The organism is Oleidesulfovibrio sp. (assembly GCF_047973035.1).
GTDB lineage: Bacteria > Desulfobacterota > Desulfovibrionia > Desulfovibrionales > Desulfovibrionaceae > Oleidesulfovibrio.
Genome location: NZ_JBKEBF010000008.1, coordinates 162,899 through 176,249 on the forward strand (window position 1 = coordinate 162,899; position 13,351 = coordinate 176,249).

At 53.7% G+C, this 13,351-nt stretch carries 16 protein-coding genes and 1 rRNA gene; 13 read left to right on the top strand and 4 right to left on the bottom strand.

All coding sequences use genetic code 11. The features are described 5' to 3' along the window. Nucleotides 1-73: 73 nt before the first annotated feature. Nucleotides 74-1,246: a pyridoxal phosphate-dependent aminotransferase gene (locus ACK5LI_RS02200; RefSeq protein ID WP_416945998.1), complete on the bottom strand. Its 1,173-nt coding sequence runs from the start codon at nucleotides 1,244-1,246 to the stop codon at nucleotides 74-76. Nucleotides 1,247-1,464: 218 nt separating this feature from the next. On the opposite strand from ACK5LI_RS02200, the gene sfsA reads away from it, so the two are divergent. Further along, nucleotides 1,465-2,211, top strand: coding sequence for a DNA/RNA nuclease SfsA (gene sfsA, locus ACK5LI_RS02205; protein WP_416945999.1), 747 nt, complete (start codon nucleotides 1,465-1,467; stop codon nucleotides 2,209-2,211). A 322-nt stretch (nucleotides 2,212-2,533) separates the two neighbouring features. Here the strand turns inward: sfsA and ACK5LI_RS02210 are convergent, their stop codons facing one another. Further along, entirely contained in the window at nucleotides 2,534-2,797 is a 264-nt protein-coding gene (locus ACK5LI_RS02210) for a hypothetical protein (protein WP_416946000.1), read from the bottom strand. Between the two features lie 155 nt (nucleotides 2,798-2,952). On the opposite strand from ACK5LI_RS02210, the gene era reads away from it, so the two are divergent. The 10 genes from era (at nucleotide 2,953) to fliQ (ending at nucleotide 9,960) form a co-directional block, all read left to right on the top strand. Continuing rightward, nucleotides 2,953-3,879, top strand: coding sequence for a GTPase Era (era, locus tag ACK5LI_RS02215; protein WP_416946001.1), 927 nt, complete (start codon nucleotides 2,953-2,955; stop codon nucleotides 3,877-3,879). A 188-nt stretch (nucleotides 3,880-4,067) separates the two neighbouring features. Beyond that, nucleotides 4,068-4,811 carry a YggS family pyridoxal phosphate-dependent enzyme gene (locus tag ACK5LI_RS02220; protein WP_416946002.1) on the top strand — a complete coding sequence of 248 codons (744 nt, stop codon included), beginning with the start codon at nucleotides 4,068-4,070 and terminating at the stop codon, nucleotides 4,809-4,811. A gap of 20 nt (nucleotides 4,812-4,831) precedes the next feature. After that, the gene (locus tag ACK5LI_RS02225; RefSeq protein WP_416946003.1) at nucleotides 4,832-5,596 is read left to right on the top strand and encodes a flagellar motor protein; all 765 of its coding nucleotides are present in this window, start codon (nucleotides 4,832-4,834) and stop codon (nucleotides 5,594-5,596) included. A gap of 26 nt (nucleotides 5,597-5,622) precedes the next feature. Continuing rightward, on the top strand, nucleotides 5,623-6,549 hold the full coding sequence (locus ACK5LI_RS02230; protein WP_416946004.1) for an OmpA/MotB family protein: 927 nt from the start codon (nucleotides 5,623-5,625) through the stop codon (nucleotides 6,547-6,549). Nucleotides 6,550-6,551: 2 nt separating this feature from the next. Beyond that, nucleotides 6,552-7,280 (top strand): OmpA/MotB family protein, encoded by a 729-nt coding sequence (locus ACK5LI_RS02235; protein ID WP_416946005.1) that lies wholly within the window; start codon nucleotides 6,552-6,554, stop codon nucleotides 7,278-7,280. A 27-nt stretch (nucleotides 7,281-7,307) separates the two neighbouring features. Then, the gene (locus tag ACK5LI_RS02240; RefSeq protein WP_416946006.1) at nucleotides 7,308-7,784 is read left to right on the top strand and encodes a flagellar basal body-associated FliL family protein; all 477 of its coding nucleotides are present in this window, start codon (nucleotides 7,308-7,310) and stop codon (nucleotides 7,782-7,784) included. A gap of 57 nt (nucleotides 7,785-7,841) precedes the next feature. Then, on the top strand, nucleotides 7,842-8,372 hold the full coding sequence (gene fliN / locus ACK5LI_RS02245) for a flagellar motor switch protein FliN (RefSeq protein WP_416946007.1): 531 nt from the start codon (nucleotides 7,842-7,844) through the stop codon (nucleotides 8,370-8,372). A 13-nt stretch (nucleotides 8,373-8,385) separates the two neighbouring features. Next, complete coding sequence (gene fliO, locus ACK5LI_RS02250) at nucleotides 8,386-8,880, top strand: flagellar biosynthetic protein FliO (protein WP_416946008.1); 495 nt, start codon at nucleotides 8,386-8,388, stop codon at nucleotides 8,878-8,880. Continuing rightward, complete coding sequence (gene fliP / locus ACK5LI_RS02255; protein ID WP_416946015.1) at nucleotides 8,825-9,655, top strand: flagellar type III secretion system pore protein FliP; 831 nt, start codon at nucleotides 8,825-8,827, stop codon at nucleotides 9,653-9,655. Before fliO ends, fliP begins: the two co-directional genes overlap by 56 nt. Before the next feature lie 35 nt (nucleotides 9,656-9,690). Beyond that, a complete protein-coding gene (gene fliQ, locus ACK5LI_RS02260) occupies nucleotides 9,691-9,960 on the top strand; it encodes a flagellar biosynthesis protein FliQ (RefSeq protein ID WP_416946009.1) in 270 nt (89 codons plus the stop codon). Nucleotides 9,961-10,072: 112 nt separating this feature from the next. Here fliQ and rlmB read toward each other — a convergent pair whose 3' ends face one another. Further along, nucleotides 10,073-10,825, bottom strand: a complete 753-nt coding sequence (gene rlmB, locus ACK5LI_RS02265; protein WP_416946010.1) for a 23S rRNA (guanosine(2251)-2'-O)-methyltransferase RlmB — start codon at nucleotides 10,823-10,825, stop codon at nucleotides 10,073-10,075. Between the two features lie 181 nt (nucleotides 10,826-11,006). Between rlmB and ACK5LI_RS02270 the strand changes: the two genes are divergently transcribed. Continuing rightward, nucleotides 11,007-12,641, top strand: a complete 1,635-nt coding sequence (locus tag ACK5LI_RS02270; RefSeq protein ID WP_416946011.1) for a LysM peptidoglycan-binding domain-containing protein — start codon at nucleotides 11,007-11,009, stop codon at nucleotides 12,639-12,641. Between the two features lie 128 nt (nucleotides 12,642-12,769). On the opposite strand, the gene ACK5LI_RS02275 is transcribed toward ACK5LI_RS02270, so the two are convergent. Beyond that, nucleotides 12,770-13,099: a hypothetical protein gene (locus ACK5LI_RS02275; protein WP_416946012.1), complete on the bottom strand. Its 330-nt coding sequence runs from the start codon at nucleotides 13,097-13,099 to the stop codon at nucleotides 12,770-12,772. An 86-nt stretch (nucleotides 13,100-13,185) separates the two neighbouring features. On the opposite strand from ACK5LI_RS02275, the gene ACK5LI_RS02280 reads away from it, so the two are divergent. After that, nucleotides 13,186-13,351: ribosomal RNA gene (locus ACK5LI_RS02280) — 16S ribosomal RNA — on the top strand; the annotation flags it as partial.

Below are 13,351 nucleotides of genomic sequence, written 5' to 3' on the forward strand. Positions count from 1 at the left end.
TCGGCATGTATCCGCCCCCTTCATGTAAAACGAAGGGGGCGGCAGTCCGATCCATTATTCCCTATAAGGGGATTTATGGAAAGAGCACTTTGCTTATTTTGCCGAGAGCATCGCGAAGTGTTTCTTCTGAAACAGCGTAGGAGATGCGTACGCAGCGGTCATCGCCGAAGGCGACACCGGGGACAAGAGCCACTCCGGCGTCTTCCATCAGACGGGTGCACAGCGTTGCGGAATCGGGAATGGTGTCGTTGTACAAGCGGTGCACATCGGGGAACAGGTAGAATGCTCCGTCAGGCTTTGGACAGACCACGTCTTTCCAGCCGGACATGATGTCCAGCGCGATGTCGCGGCGACGGGCGTATTCCGTGCGCAGGGTGTCCAGCGCATCAAACGGGCCGGTAAGCGCGGCAAGTGCTGCTTTCTGGGCTATGGAGCACACGTTGGACGTGGACTGCCCCTGAATTTTGCCCAGAGCTTTTACCAGATCAGGGTGGCCCAGTACGTAACCTACGCGCCATCCGGTCATGGAAAAACTTTTTGCAAGACCGTTAACCACGCAGACCTGTCCGGGGTTGCTCTGCCACCACGGAGCAAGGCCCGCGGGGCTGGCGGGAGCGTATACCAGCTGGTCGTAAATTTCGTCGGAGATGATGAACAGACCATTTTCAATGGCCCATGCTGCAATCTCGTCCATCTCTTCGCGGGTGTAACAGGCTCCCGTGGGGTTGGACGGAGAGTTCATCAGCAGCACGCGGGTGCGCGGGGTAAGAGCCTGCTTCAGGTCTTTCACGCTGATTTTAAAGTCAGCTTCTGCACTGGCTGCCACGGTAACGGGCACGCCGCCTGCAAGCTGCACCATGGCGGGGTAGCTTACCCAGTACGGTGTGGGAATGAGCACCTCGTCGCCGGGGTTGAGCAGTACCTGAAAAAGGTTGTACAGAGCCTGTTTGCCGCCGTTGGTTACAATGGTGTTTTCAACGGCGGCATCAACGCCGTAAAAACGGTTGAAGTAACCTGCAACGGCTTCACGCAGTTCCGGAATGCCGGGTACAGCGGTGTAGCGGGTAAAATTGTCGTCGATGGCCTGTTTGGCCGCAGCCCCTATGTGAGCTGACGGGGGCACATCCGGTTCGCCTACAGATAGGCTGATAATTTCACGGCCCTGCGCTTTCAGTTCCAGCGCTTTGGCATTAACAGCCAAAGTGGCCGAAGGTTTGACCTGCATAAGACGGTCGGAGATCTTCATCGGGGTGTTCTCCCATGCTGGTATTGGTATGATGCTCGTACGGGCGTGGTTATCAGGTTACTGCACAACTGTAAATTTGACTTTGTCCGGGTGGAGCATTTTCCTGCATTTCATTATATAACGTGTGCTGTAGTATGTTTTTTCTGTGTAGCTGCGGTATGTTGCAGGATAGAGCTCTTATGCTGCTCCGCCGTTGAATTATATAAAGGATAAATACAATGAGTGATACCCCTTTGCTGCCCTTTCCCCGGGGATGTGCCGTAGGTGCGTTTGTGCGTCGTGTGAAGCGGTTCAGCGTGGAGATTGAGATGTCCGGTGAAAACGGGCCGGAAAGTGTGTGGATTCACAGCAATAACTCCGGCTCCATGATGGGGCTGTTGCGCCGCGGTGCGCCGGTGCTGGCTTCACCGGCGGCCAATCCGGACCGCAAGCTTAAATGGACGCAGGAGCTTGTCGGGCTGGACGGCATGTGGGTGGGCGTGAACACCCAGACGCCTAACAAACTGCTGGAACTTGCATTTCATGCCGGAAAGTTGCCCTGGGCCGAAGGGTACACAGCGTTCCGGCGCGAGGCCAAATGCGGCGAAAGCCGCCTTGATGCGCGAATGGATGCGGCAGAAGGGACCGGACTGCCTACGCTGTGGGTGGAATGTAAAAACGTGACGATGGTGGAAGATGATGTGGCTGCGTTTCCTGATGCTGCTACCGAGCGCGGGCAGAAGCACCTGCGGGAGATGATGTCTATAGTGAAGCAAGGGGGGCGTGCCGCCATGTTTTATCTGATTCAGCGTACTGACGGGCACTGCTTTGCCCCTGCCGATTTCATTGATCCGGTTTACGCCGCACTTTTTTACGAGGCCATGGCGGCAGGGGTGGAAATGTACCCGCACAGGGCGCTGGTAACCGATAAAGGCATTGACCTTGGCCCGCTGCTGCCCGTGGTGCCTGCTCCGGCAAAGTTGTAGAACGCGGATAGCGGCAATGAAGTAGTGCAGATGCAGGCAGGGCTGGCTGCTTGTCTCTGTCTCTGCCGGAGGTGCAGCCGGTATCTGCTGGCAGGCTTTGCCTGTAGCGGACTTCCTCTGCAGCGTGGTTTTTATCTGGAAAACGATGGCAGGACAAGGCTGGATGCAGCCCCTTGTTGCGTCAGCCGGCAGAAAGGGCCACGATGTAACGTGGCCCGCTTATGAAAAATCCGAAAGGGAAAAGAATATGCAGCGGTCAGAAGATTGTCCGGGTGCGGGGCATAGGGGAAAAGTGTTCTGATGACCGCAGTGTTTTTATACGTTACTCGCCGTTGCCGTGTTTGGCTTTCAGGCGCTCTTGCCCGAACTGCTTGCGGGCTTCCCATACTTTCAGGCCTATTTTCCGGCCCAGATCTGCTTCCCGCGCACGCAACAGCGCTTCTGCCGCGTCTTTATCGCCCTGCTGTTTGAGCAGGGTGGCAGATTCCAGATCGCGAAGAAACTTTTCACACTCCCCGATGACGGCAGACAAATCCAGCGATGCGAGCTCCTCCGGAACGCGCACGGATTTCACCTTTCTTGGCATGGTTATCTCCTTTGCTGCGATTATGTAATACAGATTGAAGGTAAAAGGTCAACGGTCCGCCGGAAAATAGCATGGCGTGCCGCTTGACTTTACTGTAAGGGGATGAAACAAGGTTCGGTTTAATTTTGCTTACTACATCAGGAGATGATGAATATATGACTCGTTCTTCAGAACATCGCTGCGGCTGGGTAGCCTTGATGGGCCCCCCCAATGCGGGCAAATCCACGATGATGAACACTCTGCTGGGGCAGAAGGTTGCCATCGTGACGCCCAAGCCGCAGACCACGCGTAACCAGATTGTCGGTATCCTGACTGAATCTGATGCGCAGGTAGTTTTTATGGATACTCCCGGTATCCACCAACTGCGCGGCAAGATGAATCGCCTGCTGCTGCAGACCGCATGGCAGAGCATGGATGGCGCTGATGCCATTCTTGTTGTGCTTGATGCCAATCTGTACGTGCGCAAACCTGACTTCCTCGATAACGACATCACCCCGCTGCGCGAAGCTATCCGCAACGAGAAGCGTCCTGTTATCGTTGCCCTGAACAAAGTTGACCTGTTTGCTGACAAGTCGCGGATGCTTCCCTTGCTGGAAAAGCTTGCCGAACTGTGGCCTCAGGCAGAGATTTACCCTGTTTCGGCTCTTAACGATGACGGCCTGCGCCAGATGCTGGCTCACATCAAGGCCCAGCTGCCCGAAGCCGGACCTGCGTTCCCTGAAGATCAGGTTTCCACGGCACCTCTCCGCTTTATGGCGGCAGAAATCATCCGTGAAAAACTGTTCCTCGAACTTCGTCAGGAACTGCCCTACAATACCGCCGTCAGCGTGGAAAAGTGGGAAGACCTTGAAGAAGAGGGCCGCGTGGTTATTCATGCCGTTATCCATGTGGCACGTAAAAACCACAAGGGTATGGTCATCGGCAAGCAGGGACAGACGCTTAAAAAGATCGGCACCGATGCGCGTAAGGAAATTGAAAAACTTGTGGACAGCAAGGTGTTTCTGGATCTGTGGGTGCGCGTGACGGATGACTGGATGGATAACGAAGGCTTTATGATTGATCTGGGCATGGGTGCTCAATAGGTTGTAATGCTCCGGCTGATTCCGGTTTGCCGCTGAATCTGACTGCGCCGCGATGCCCTGCCTGACGGCGGGGCATTGCTGTTTCGGGCGTATTTTTTTGCGTGCTGTCAAAAAAACGTTTAACGGGAACAAGATGCCGGTATGGTTTATTGTACCGGTGCCGATAAAGCTTGTACGGGAAATTATAAATGACGTTGCTTGAACACGAACAGAAGGCGCTGTGCGACCGTCTGGCTTCGGTGCGTCACCGCCTTGATGAGGCTGTGCGCGTAGCAGGCAGAGCGCATGATGAAGTGACGCTGGTTGCTGTTTCCAAATTTCATCCGGCAGCCGCGGTAGAGGCTCTGGCAAGGCTTGCGGGGCATTTCGCCTTTGGCGAAAGCTATATGCAGGAAGCGTTGGAAAAACAGCAGGAACTGGCCACACTTGATATCGCATGGCATTTTATCGGGCATGTTCAGTCCCGCAAAGCCCGCGATGTCGCAGGGCGGTTTGCGCTAATACATACAGTTGACTCTGAAAAGCTGGCCCGTAAATTGCAAGGAGTCATGCAGGCCTTGGCAGAGGCCGAACAATCCTTTGCCGGTGCCGTGCAGGATGTGCTTATTCAGGTTAACATCGGCTGCGAACCACAAAAGTCCGGTGTAGCGGCGGACGATGAGCTTCTGCAACTTGCAGACAGCATCGCCGGTATGGATTCGCTCAGGCTTAAAGGGCTTATGTGCATGCCGCCGCTGAGTTGTCAGGGTGACGAAGCAAAGCCGTATTTTGCGCAGCTGCGCCAGCTTAAGGAACAGCTTGAGCCGCGCATCGGCCACGCATTGCCGCACCTTTCAATGGGCATGTCGCACGACTTCGAGCAGGCCGTGGCAGAAGGCGCCACACTGGTAAGAGTGGGAACAGACATTTTCGGTGAACGTGCTCCCCGCTGACAGGGAAAAGAGAACTCTTTATGGATTTGGCAACCATACTTGGCATTGTGATCTCCTTCGGTCTGGTGCTTGCGGGCATCCTCGAAGGCGGCAGCATTATGATCTTCGTGTCTATTCCGTCGCTGCTCATCGTTATGGGCGGCACTATCGGGGCCACGCTGGTCAACTATCCGCTGGCAACTGTGCTGGGCGTTATGGGGGTAATCAAAAAGACGTTCAATGCCTCCAGCCAGAGTCCCACCGCCATCATTGATCAGTTTATGGACTTTGCTAACCGTGCACGTCGCGAAGGTATTCTTTCGCTTGAGCCGGTTATCAAAGAAGTAAGCGACGCTTACCTGCGCAAAGGTCTGCAGCTGACGGTTGACGGCCTTGAGCCGCAAGCCATTCAGGAAATTCTTGAAACGGAAATCAGCAGTCTGGAATCCCGCCACGAAACCGGCGTGGAAATTGTAAACGCCATGGGCGCGTATGCTCCTGCATTGGGTATGATCGGTACGGTTATCGGTCTTGTGCAGATGCTGCAGACCATGAGTGACCCCAGCTCCATCGGTCCTGCAATGGCTGTGGCGCTTATTACGACTTTTTATGGCGCCGTTCTGGCGAACCTTGTTTTTATTCCCATGGCGGGAAAACTGAAAATGCGCTCCCGCGAAGAAGTGACCGTGCGCGAGATGCAGATGGAAGGTATTCTTGCCATTTCACGTGGTGAGAACCCCAGAATCATTCAGGAAAAACTGTCCAGCTATCAGCCGCCCAAAGAACGCAAAGCTGACGCAGGTTAGTCTGCGGCACAACAAGGACGCAGGGCATGGCACGCAAGAAAAAGAAAAAAGGTGGCGGCGGAGGCGGCGCCCCGACATGGCTCATCACGTTTTCGGACATGATGACGCTTATGCTTACCTTTTTTGTTTTGCTGGTCAGTATGTCTGTGCTGGACGAGCGCCGCAAACTGGTTGTGCTTGCTTCTGTAACCGGAGCCTTCGGCACGGCTACGGGCAGCTTTAACCCCATGGCGGTGGACGGCCCTTCCAGAATTGTAGAGCCCGGCCCGATGGAAATGGACAGCGTTAATGACCTGCAACCCCTGAAAGACCTTATATGGGAAGACCAGAACAGGGATTTGAACTTTCAGGAAAACAGCATGGTGCAGATTTTGTCCATCAACGATGCGGTACTGTTCAGCCCGGGGTCGTTTATTCTGACTCCCAGCGGTGTGAAATTGCTCGACAGGATTCTGCCCTGGCTCCTTAAGGTCGATCACCCGTTGCTACTGGCAGGGCATACTGCCTCGCAACGCGCAGAAGCAGGACAGGAGTACAAAGTTTCTTTTAATGAAAAGGAACCGGCTCCTACCTGGCGGCTTTCATTTATGCGGGTGATGGCTATTTACAGATATCTGACAGGGCGGGGTCTGCCGGAGAAGAATTTGAAAGTTGAGGCTTTTGCTCATTTTCGCCCCAGATATGATAATAAGACTCCTGACGGGCGCAGGCGTAACAGCCGCGTAGATATTGTGCTGGATAAGCGTAACCGTGAATGGATACGCAAGATGCAGGAACAGGAGCAGGCCAGGTATCGTGAGCGGGGCCTTTTTGAATACAAGGATTTTCGCTTTTCGCTTGATGCGCCGGTGGAAGGCCCTGTAGGCGGCAGGCTGAATGACAAGCCTGCACCGCAAGATAAGGGCAATGTGCTTCAGGATGCAGGCGGGTACGACGACCTGAGGAGGCCGTAAGCATGGCACGGGAAAAGAAACCGCCGGAGGAAGAAGGCGTCCCGATGTGGCTGGTGACGTTTTCCGACCTCGTTACTCTGCTGCTTACGTTTTTTGTATTGCTGCTTTCCATGGCTTCCATGGATCAGGTGCTTTTGTCGCGTATCAACCCGTACTCGAGTAACTTCAGCGTGATGGGTGCGCTAAGTCCCGGCAAGGTGCCCCAGCGTATCCAGCTGGTTCTGGAGCTTCTGGATTCACCGCAGGACACCATGGATAAGCCCGACAGGCTTAAAGATCTTCTTTGGCCGGACGATGTCTTGCCGCCGGAGATTGATGCCGGTACACTTGATAGAAACCTGCGTATTTTACAAGACCCGCAAGGGCTTGCCATCGTGCTTACAGACGGTGTGCTTTTCCGGCCCGGCAGCTGGGATCTGACCGAAGCGGCAAAAAAGCTGCTTGTCCCGCTGGCGGATGTGTTGCAATACAGCTCGGCGGATGTGAATATCGCAGGCTATACGGATGATACGCCTTCTGCCCGGATTGATAATTATGATCTTTCAGGCAGGCGGGCTTTGGCGGTGCTGGAGTTCTTTCTGGGGCGGAGTCTGGAAGCCAGCAGGTTTTCCATTTCCGGCTACGGGCCGGACAAACCGCTGGTACCCGATACCACGCCGGAAGGCAGAGCCCAGAACAGGCGTGTGGAAATTTTGCTTAAGACGACCCAATGGCTTGGGCGTTACAGCTAACACAGCGAACCTGCAAGGAGTAATATCGTGGCGGAAGAAGTCACTCAGGAAAAAAAAGGCGGCAAGCTTAAGTGGATCATCATGATCGTGCTGCTGCTTGTGCTGGCAGGTGGCGGTGCGTTTGCCTACTTTACCTTTTTTGCAGGTGGCGGCGATACAGCGCAGGAAGAACAGGTTCAGCAGGGTGAAGAAACACCTGAAGATGTTCAGATTGTTACGTTGCCGACATTTCTGGTCAACCTTTCCGACCCGCTCGGCAGGCGGTACCTTAAGATGACGCTGGACGTCGAAGTGATAAACCCCAAGGCAGGGGAAGAGCTTAACAGGGCGACTGCACGCATTCAGGATGCCATCATTCTGTTACTGTCCAGCAAGTCATATGCGGACCTTGCTCCGCTGGAAAATAAGTTGCTTTTGAAGAATGAGATTGTCGCCAGGCTGAACCAGATTCTGGGTGGCTCAAAGGTGCGGCGGGTGTATTTTACCGAAATGGTCATCCAGTAGGGAGCCCTGCGGCTTGTGTGTTTTGCCGCAGAAGACAACCCAAGGAAGGATAATGATATGGCAGATAAAGACGTCGATCAGGATGCATTGGCCGCCCAGTGGGCTGCAGCGCTGGAAGAGCAGGAAAGCGAAGAAGATGGCGGTGCTGATGCCGGCGGCTCTTCGGCGGAAGACCAGCTGGCTGCGGAGTGGGCCGCTGCTTTGGCAAGCGATGAGCAGGACCAGCTGAAAAAAGAGAAAGAGCAGGGCTTCTTTGCTTCTGCTGCACGCGATATGGAATTTAAGGACCTGACCGAGGAAGCCAAATCTCCCAGACCTGATTCCGGCAAGCGCGAGCTTGATTTCATTCTGGATATTCCGCTTGATGTTTCGGCAGAACTGGGGCGTACCCGCCTGCTTATCAACGAGCTGCTCCAGCTTGGTCAGGGGTCTGTTGTAGAGCTGAATAAGCTGGCAGGTGAGCCGCTTGAAATTTATGTTAACGGCAAGCTGGTCGCCCGCGGCGAAGCTGTTGTCATTAATGAAAAATTCGGCGTGCGTCTGACAGATATCATCAGCCCCATCGAACGCGTGAAGCAGTTAGGGTAGCCGGAATTTTGCAATGCTTAATGCCACGCTGAATGCAACAGGCAACGCCGCGATTCTGCAAGCAAACGGTACACAGGAAGCGCAGAGTGTGCGGGGTGTGCTTGATGCAGTTTCGTCGGTCAATGCCACTGCCGCAGAAGCCGTAACCCGTGCTGCCAACGCTACAGGGCTGGGGGCAGGCGGCGCCTCGTTTGACTGGACGGGGTATATTCAGGCCATCGGGATGCTCTGTCTGCTGCTTGCAGCGTTGTATGGCATTTTGTGGGCTGTCCGGCGTTTCGGTCTGGCAGGCAGAGGCAAGTCCTTCAGGCCGGGGGACATGCACGTGGAGGGGCAACTGATGCTTGGCCCCAAGCGTTCCGTCATGGTGGTACGCATCTTGAATAGACGATTGGTGTTGGGGGTCACGGACCACAACATCAATCTCTTGACGGAGCTTAAAGACCACCATGATGATGCTGAAAACGGCTTTGCAGCGGTGCTGCAGGACACTCAAGACAACTCGTAAACCCGCCGTCACTCTGTTGACAGGCGTCGGGTTGCTTGCGGCAGTGCTGGCAGCGGTACTGCTGCCCGAAGCTGCCTCGGCCGCACAGGACATCGCCCTGCCGGACCTGCAGCTTACTCTTTCCGGCGGAGCGACCGAGCCTGAAAAAGTCGCCGTCACTCTTGAAATCCTTTTCCTGCTTACGGTCCTTTCGCTGGCTCCGGCCATCATGCTTACCGTAACCAGTTTCACCCGCATCATCATTGTATTCCACTTTGTACGTCAGGCCATGGGCCTGCCTACGCTGCCACCCAATCAGGTGCTTGCCAGCCTTGCCATCTTTATGACGGTGGTCATCATGATGCCCGTCGGTAAAGAGATTAATGACAAAGCCCTGCAACCGTATCTGGAAGAACGCATTGGTTTTCAGCAGGCGCTTACAGTGGCGCAGGAGCCGCTGCGCGAGTTTATGTTCAAGCATACCCGCGAAAAAGACCTGTCTGTATTCTATGGCATTACAGGCATGGAAAGACCGCGTAACAAAGATGACGTACCGACCATCATGCTGGCAGCCGGATATGTTATCAGTGAGTTGAAAACCGGCTTTACCATCGGCTTTCTTATCTACATACCGTTCCTTGTTCTTGATATGGTTGTGGCATCCATCCTGCTTGCTATGGGTATGATGATGCTGCCTCCCATGATGGTTTCCATGCCGTTTAAAATTCTGCTGTTTGTCATGGTGGATGGCTGGGGCCTGCTCACAACATCACTTGTAAACAGCTTCATGCTCTGACGGGCATAGATGTAAATTTGTAAGGAGTCGAAAACATGACACCCGAATTTGTAGTAGGTTTTGCGCGTCAGGCCATTGAACTTGCACTGACTATCTCTTTGCCCATGCTGGGCATCGGTCTGGCAGTAGGTGTGTTTGTTTCTGTCATTCAGGCGGCAACGCAGATTCAGGAAACCACCCTGTCGTTCATACCCAAGATTGTTTCTATTTTTCTTGCACTGCTTGTATCATTTCCGTGGATTATGGATAAAATGCTGGCATTCACGAGGGACGTGTTCATTAATATTCCGAACTACGTTCGATGACGCCATATCTGTTTCGGCCGTAGCTCCTGATGCCGCGACTGTTACAGCAGTAAAAAACCGCCGCACCGGAATGGTGCGGCGGTTTTTTGTTTGTATTTTTGATAACCGTTAGCTAAGACTGAAGCTTGGAATAGAAACAACCCATCAGCATGGCTCCTGCCTGCGCCACGTTTAGCGAATCAAACTGGCGCTGCATGGGAATATGGATAGAAGCGGTACAGCGTTTTGCCACGCCGGGGCGTACGCCTTTATCTTCGTTGCCCAGTACGAGCACCGCAGGGGTGTACAGCTCGGTTGTAAACGCGTTTTGCGAGTTATCGTCAAAGCGGGCTGCATAAACATTAAAGCCCATGTCCAAGGCTGTTTCCAATGCGCGGGACAGGTTGGTGGCGCGCGCAACGGGCAGCTTGGCCAGTGCTCCGGCGCTGGCTTTGGCGGCGGCTGTTCCCAGTGCGGATGCATTATGCTTGGGAATGATGATTCCGGCTCCGCCCAGAGCGTATAGTGTACGTGCCAGTGTTCCCGCATTGCCGGGGTCCTGCACCTGATCAAGAGCCAGAACCAGCTTCATAGGACTGTTGAGGGCCGCTTCCAGCACGTCTTCAACCTCTACGTAGCCTGCATTGAAGACTCGTGCTACAACACCTTGGTGATTTCCAGAATACAGCTTCGCTAGCGCGGCGTCCTGTACGAAAGTAAAGCGGACTCCGTGCCTGCGGCACAGGTTTACGATGGCATCTGTATCTGCATTTTTGCGGCCTTTGCGTATAGTGACCGAGTCTACACGGTCAGGGGCGCTCTGCAGTTGTTCCAGCACAGGCTTTATGCCGGGCAGGATGGAGTTGTCTGTGTCGTTATGTTTCATGGGTAACTAGGCCGCAGGACTGGGATCAGACCGGGCATCAGTCTAAAAGTTGGCGGCAGCGCTGCCGCATTGCTTCCCGTGTACGTTTAGGGTAACAGGGGGCGAACTGTGTCCCGCAGTACCCGCGTTTTCTATCAACTGCAAGGGTAATTCGAACACCATACGGAGACAATGGCATCTTATGTATATATTTAAAAGCGGTTTTGTGACCAGCCGCACCTGCACACTTGCCTTGCTAGTGCTTCTGCTCGGTGCCGGCGGCTGTGTTTCCGGCAAAACCACCCCGCAACCTGAACTGCAACCCGTGGTGGAGGCAGAAGCCTGCCCCGTGCCGGAAGCGGAACAGCAAGCCCCCCTGAACGAAGCAGAAGAAGTGGTAGAGCTGGAAGTTCCTCCCGCAGATGACAATCAGCCTCTTACCGAAGAAGAAGAACAGGCGCTGTTGACCCAACTTGATATCGATATCGAGATGGATGAGGACGACAGGCGCGTTGTTGAATCATATATTAAATATTTTACACACCGCGCTCGTGGTTCTTTCGAACGGTATCTCGAGCGGGCAGAAATTTATCTTCCTGCCGCCCGCGATGTGTTCCGCAGCAAAGGATTGCCGGAAGAACTGGTATATCTGGCTTTTGTGGAAAGCGGTTTCAACCCCAACGCTTATTCCCGCGCAGGCGCTGCCGGTGTCTGGCAGTTTATGCCCTTTACCGGCCGTAAGTATGGTTTGCGCTATGACTGGTGGATCGACGAGCGCCGTGATCCGTACAAGTCTGCAGAAGCAGCTTCTAACTATCTTTCATGGCTGTACGGAGAGTTTGGCGACTGGTATCTGGCTCTTGCTGCCTATAACGCAGGAGAGGGCAAAATCGGTCGTGCCATTAAAGGCACCGGTGCCGAAAGCTTTTTTGAGTTGACCAGCAAGAATCATAAGCTCAGCCGCCGCAAGCAGCTGCGCCGCGAGACACAGCACTACGTGCCCAAGTTTATCGCCATCGTAAAGATTATGCGCAACCTTGAAGAGCTGGGCTTTAAGCCGCTGCGTATGGATTGCGCGCCGGAACTTGAATCGCTGGAAGTGAAAGGTGGCACCGATCTGTTGGCTCTTGCCGAGGCATCCGGCATGAAGTGGGATGATTTCCGCAAGTACAATACGGCATTTTTGCGCTATGTATCGCCTCCCGATGCAAAGAGCACAGTATATATCACCCCGGCAGCAAAGGATAAGGCCGTGGCCTTTTTGTCCAAAGCAGAGTCCCGTCCTTATGCCGGCTGGGTGGATTACAAGGTGCGCAACGGCGACTCATGGTATCGCATCAGCCGTAAATACGGGGTACCTATTGCTGTGCTGAAAAAGGTAAACCGTAAAACAAGCAATATGTTGCGCCCCGGTCAGCGGTTGATGATTCCGCGCTCCGGTAATGCCAAGCCGATTCCCGAGTCTTTTCAGGCCACCCGTGCCATTGCCAAAAAGCGTGGCTCTTACGTAGTCAGCAGCGGGGACACGCTGTACGACATCGCACGTTCTCATAACACCAGCGTGGCAACGCTGAAACGTGCTAACAGCTTGCGTGGCAACACTTTGCGTCCCGGTCAGAAGCTTTACATCCCCGGTGATTCAAAGGTGACAGCCGTAAACACATCCAAGTCGGACAAAGCACGTAAGGCGACTGTATATAAAGTTCGCAGTGGTGATTCGCTTTGGGCCATCGCCCGTAAGTTTAACGTGACGCATAATGACCTGATGCAGTGGAATAACCTGAGCCGCAGAAGCATCATCCGGCCCGGTGACAAGCTGACGGTATATGTAGAGTAAACGGGTACGCATAATGATATATAAGCCCTCGTCCGGATAGCGGACGGGGGCTTTTTGTTGCCTGCCGTAGATAGAGCAAAGAAGAAGAGTGGTAACCTGCTGATAAAACAGAATGTTGTTTATTTATGTCAAAGAAAATGAAAAAAACTGTTGACGGTGGGTGCTGAAACACATAGAACGCCCTTCCTCGCTTCGACGAGGGCTGTTCTTTGACCGTAAGGCGCATCACTTGATTCTGAAAAAGTTTTTTCAGAAATAAAAAAAGAGTGTTGACATTGAGAGGCCGACCACATAGAAGGCCCTTCCGCTTCGGCGGAAAGCTCATTGCCAATCGCTCTGCAAAAAATCGCTCCGGCGGGTTTTTGAAAAAAAGTGAAAAAAGTTGTTGACACGCTGATGGATACGAGGCATAACGCCGACTCCGCAGCGGCAGTCAACTGCCGGGCGGCGGGCTTCAAGCGAAGCTCTTTGACAATTAAATAGCGAGTTGGACAGGAAATAAGTTCAGCTTTATTTGGCCATTAAGAATGGCTTTACAGTTTTTTAACTGGAGAGTTTGATTCTGGCTCAGATTGAACGCTGGCGGCGTGCTTAACACATGCAAGTCGAACGTGAAAGTTCCTTCGGGGATGAGTAAAGTGGCGCACGGGTGAGTAACGCGTGGATAATCTACCTGTATCACCGGAATAACGGTTGGAAACGACTGCTAA

What these genes read in the sequence shown, in the direction of transcription:
- era (WP_416946001.1), top strand. Translation starts at nt 2,953, where the DNA reads ATGACTCGTTCTTCAGAACATCGCTGCGGCTGGGTAGCCTTGATGGGC.
- ACK5LI_RS02220 (WP_416946002.1), top strand. Translation starts at nt 4,068, where the DNA reads ATGACGTTGCTTGAACACGAACAGAAGGCGCTGTGCGACCGTCTGGCT.
- ACK5LI_RS02200 (WP_416945998.1), bottom strand. Translation starts at nt 1,246, where the DNA reads ATGAAGATCTCCGACCGTCTTATGCAGGTCAAACCTTCGGCCACTTTG.
- fliN (WP_416946007.1), top strand. Translation starts at nt 7,842, where the DNA reads ATGGCAGATAAAGACGTCGATCAGGATGCATTGGCCGCCCAGTGGGCT.
- sfsA (WP_416945999.1), top strand. Translation starts at nt 1,465, where the DNA reads ATGAGTGATACCCCTTTGCTGCCCTTTCCCCGGGGATGTGCCGTAGGT.
- rlmB (WP_416946010.1), bottom strand. Translation starts at nt 10,825, where the DNA reads ATGAAACATAACGACACAGACAACTCCATCCTGCCCGGCATAAAGCCT.
- fliQ (WP_416946009.1), top strand. Translation starts at nt 9,691, where the DNA reads ATGACACCCGAATTTGTAGTAGGTTTTGCGCGTCAGGCCATTGAACTT.
- fliO (WP_416946008.1), top strand. Translation starts at nt 8,386, where the DNA reads ATGCTTAATGCCACGCTGAATGCAACAGGCAACGCCGCGATTCTGCAA.
- ACK5LI_RS02270 (WP_416946011.1), top strand. Translation starts at nt 11,007, where the DNA reads ATGTATATATTTAAAAGCGGTTTTGTGACCAGCCGCACCTGCACACTT.
- ACK5LI_RS02210 (WP_416946000.1), bottom strand. Translation starts at nt 2,797, where the DNA reads ATGCCAAGAAAGGTGAAATCCGTGCGCGTTCCGGAGGAGCTCGCATCG.
- ACK5LI_RS02235 (WP_416946005.1), top strand. Translation starts at nt 6,552, where the DNA reads ATGGCACGGGAAAAGAAACCGCCGGAGGAAGAAGGCGTCCCGATGTGG.
- ACK5LI_RS02225 (WP_416946003.1), top strand. Translation starts at nt 4,832, where the DNA reads ATGGATTTGGCAACCATACTTGGCATTGTGATCTCCTTCGGTCTGGTG.
- ACK5LI_RS02230 (WP_416946004.1), top strand. Translation starts at nt 5,623, where the DNA reads ATGGCACGCAAGAAAAAGAAAAAAGGTGGCGGCGGAGGCGGCGCCCCG.
- fliP (WP_416946015.1), top strand. Translation starts at nt 8,825, where the DNA reads ATGATGCTGAAAACGGCTTTGCAGCGGTGCTGCAGGACACTCAAGACA.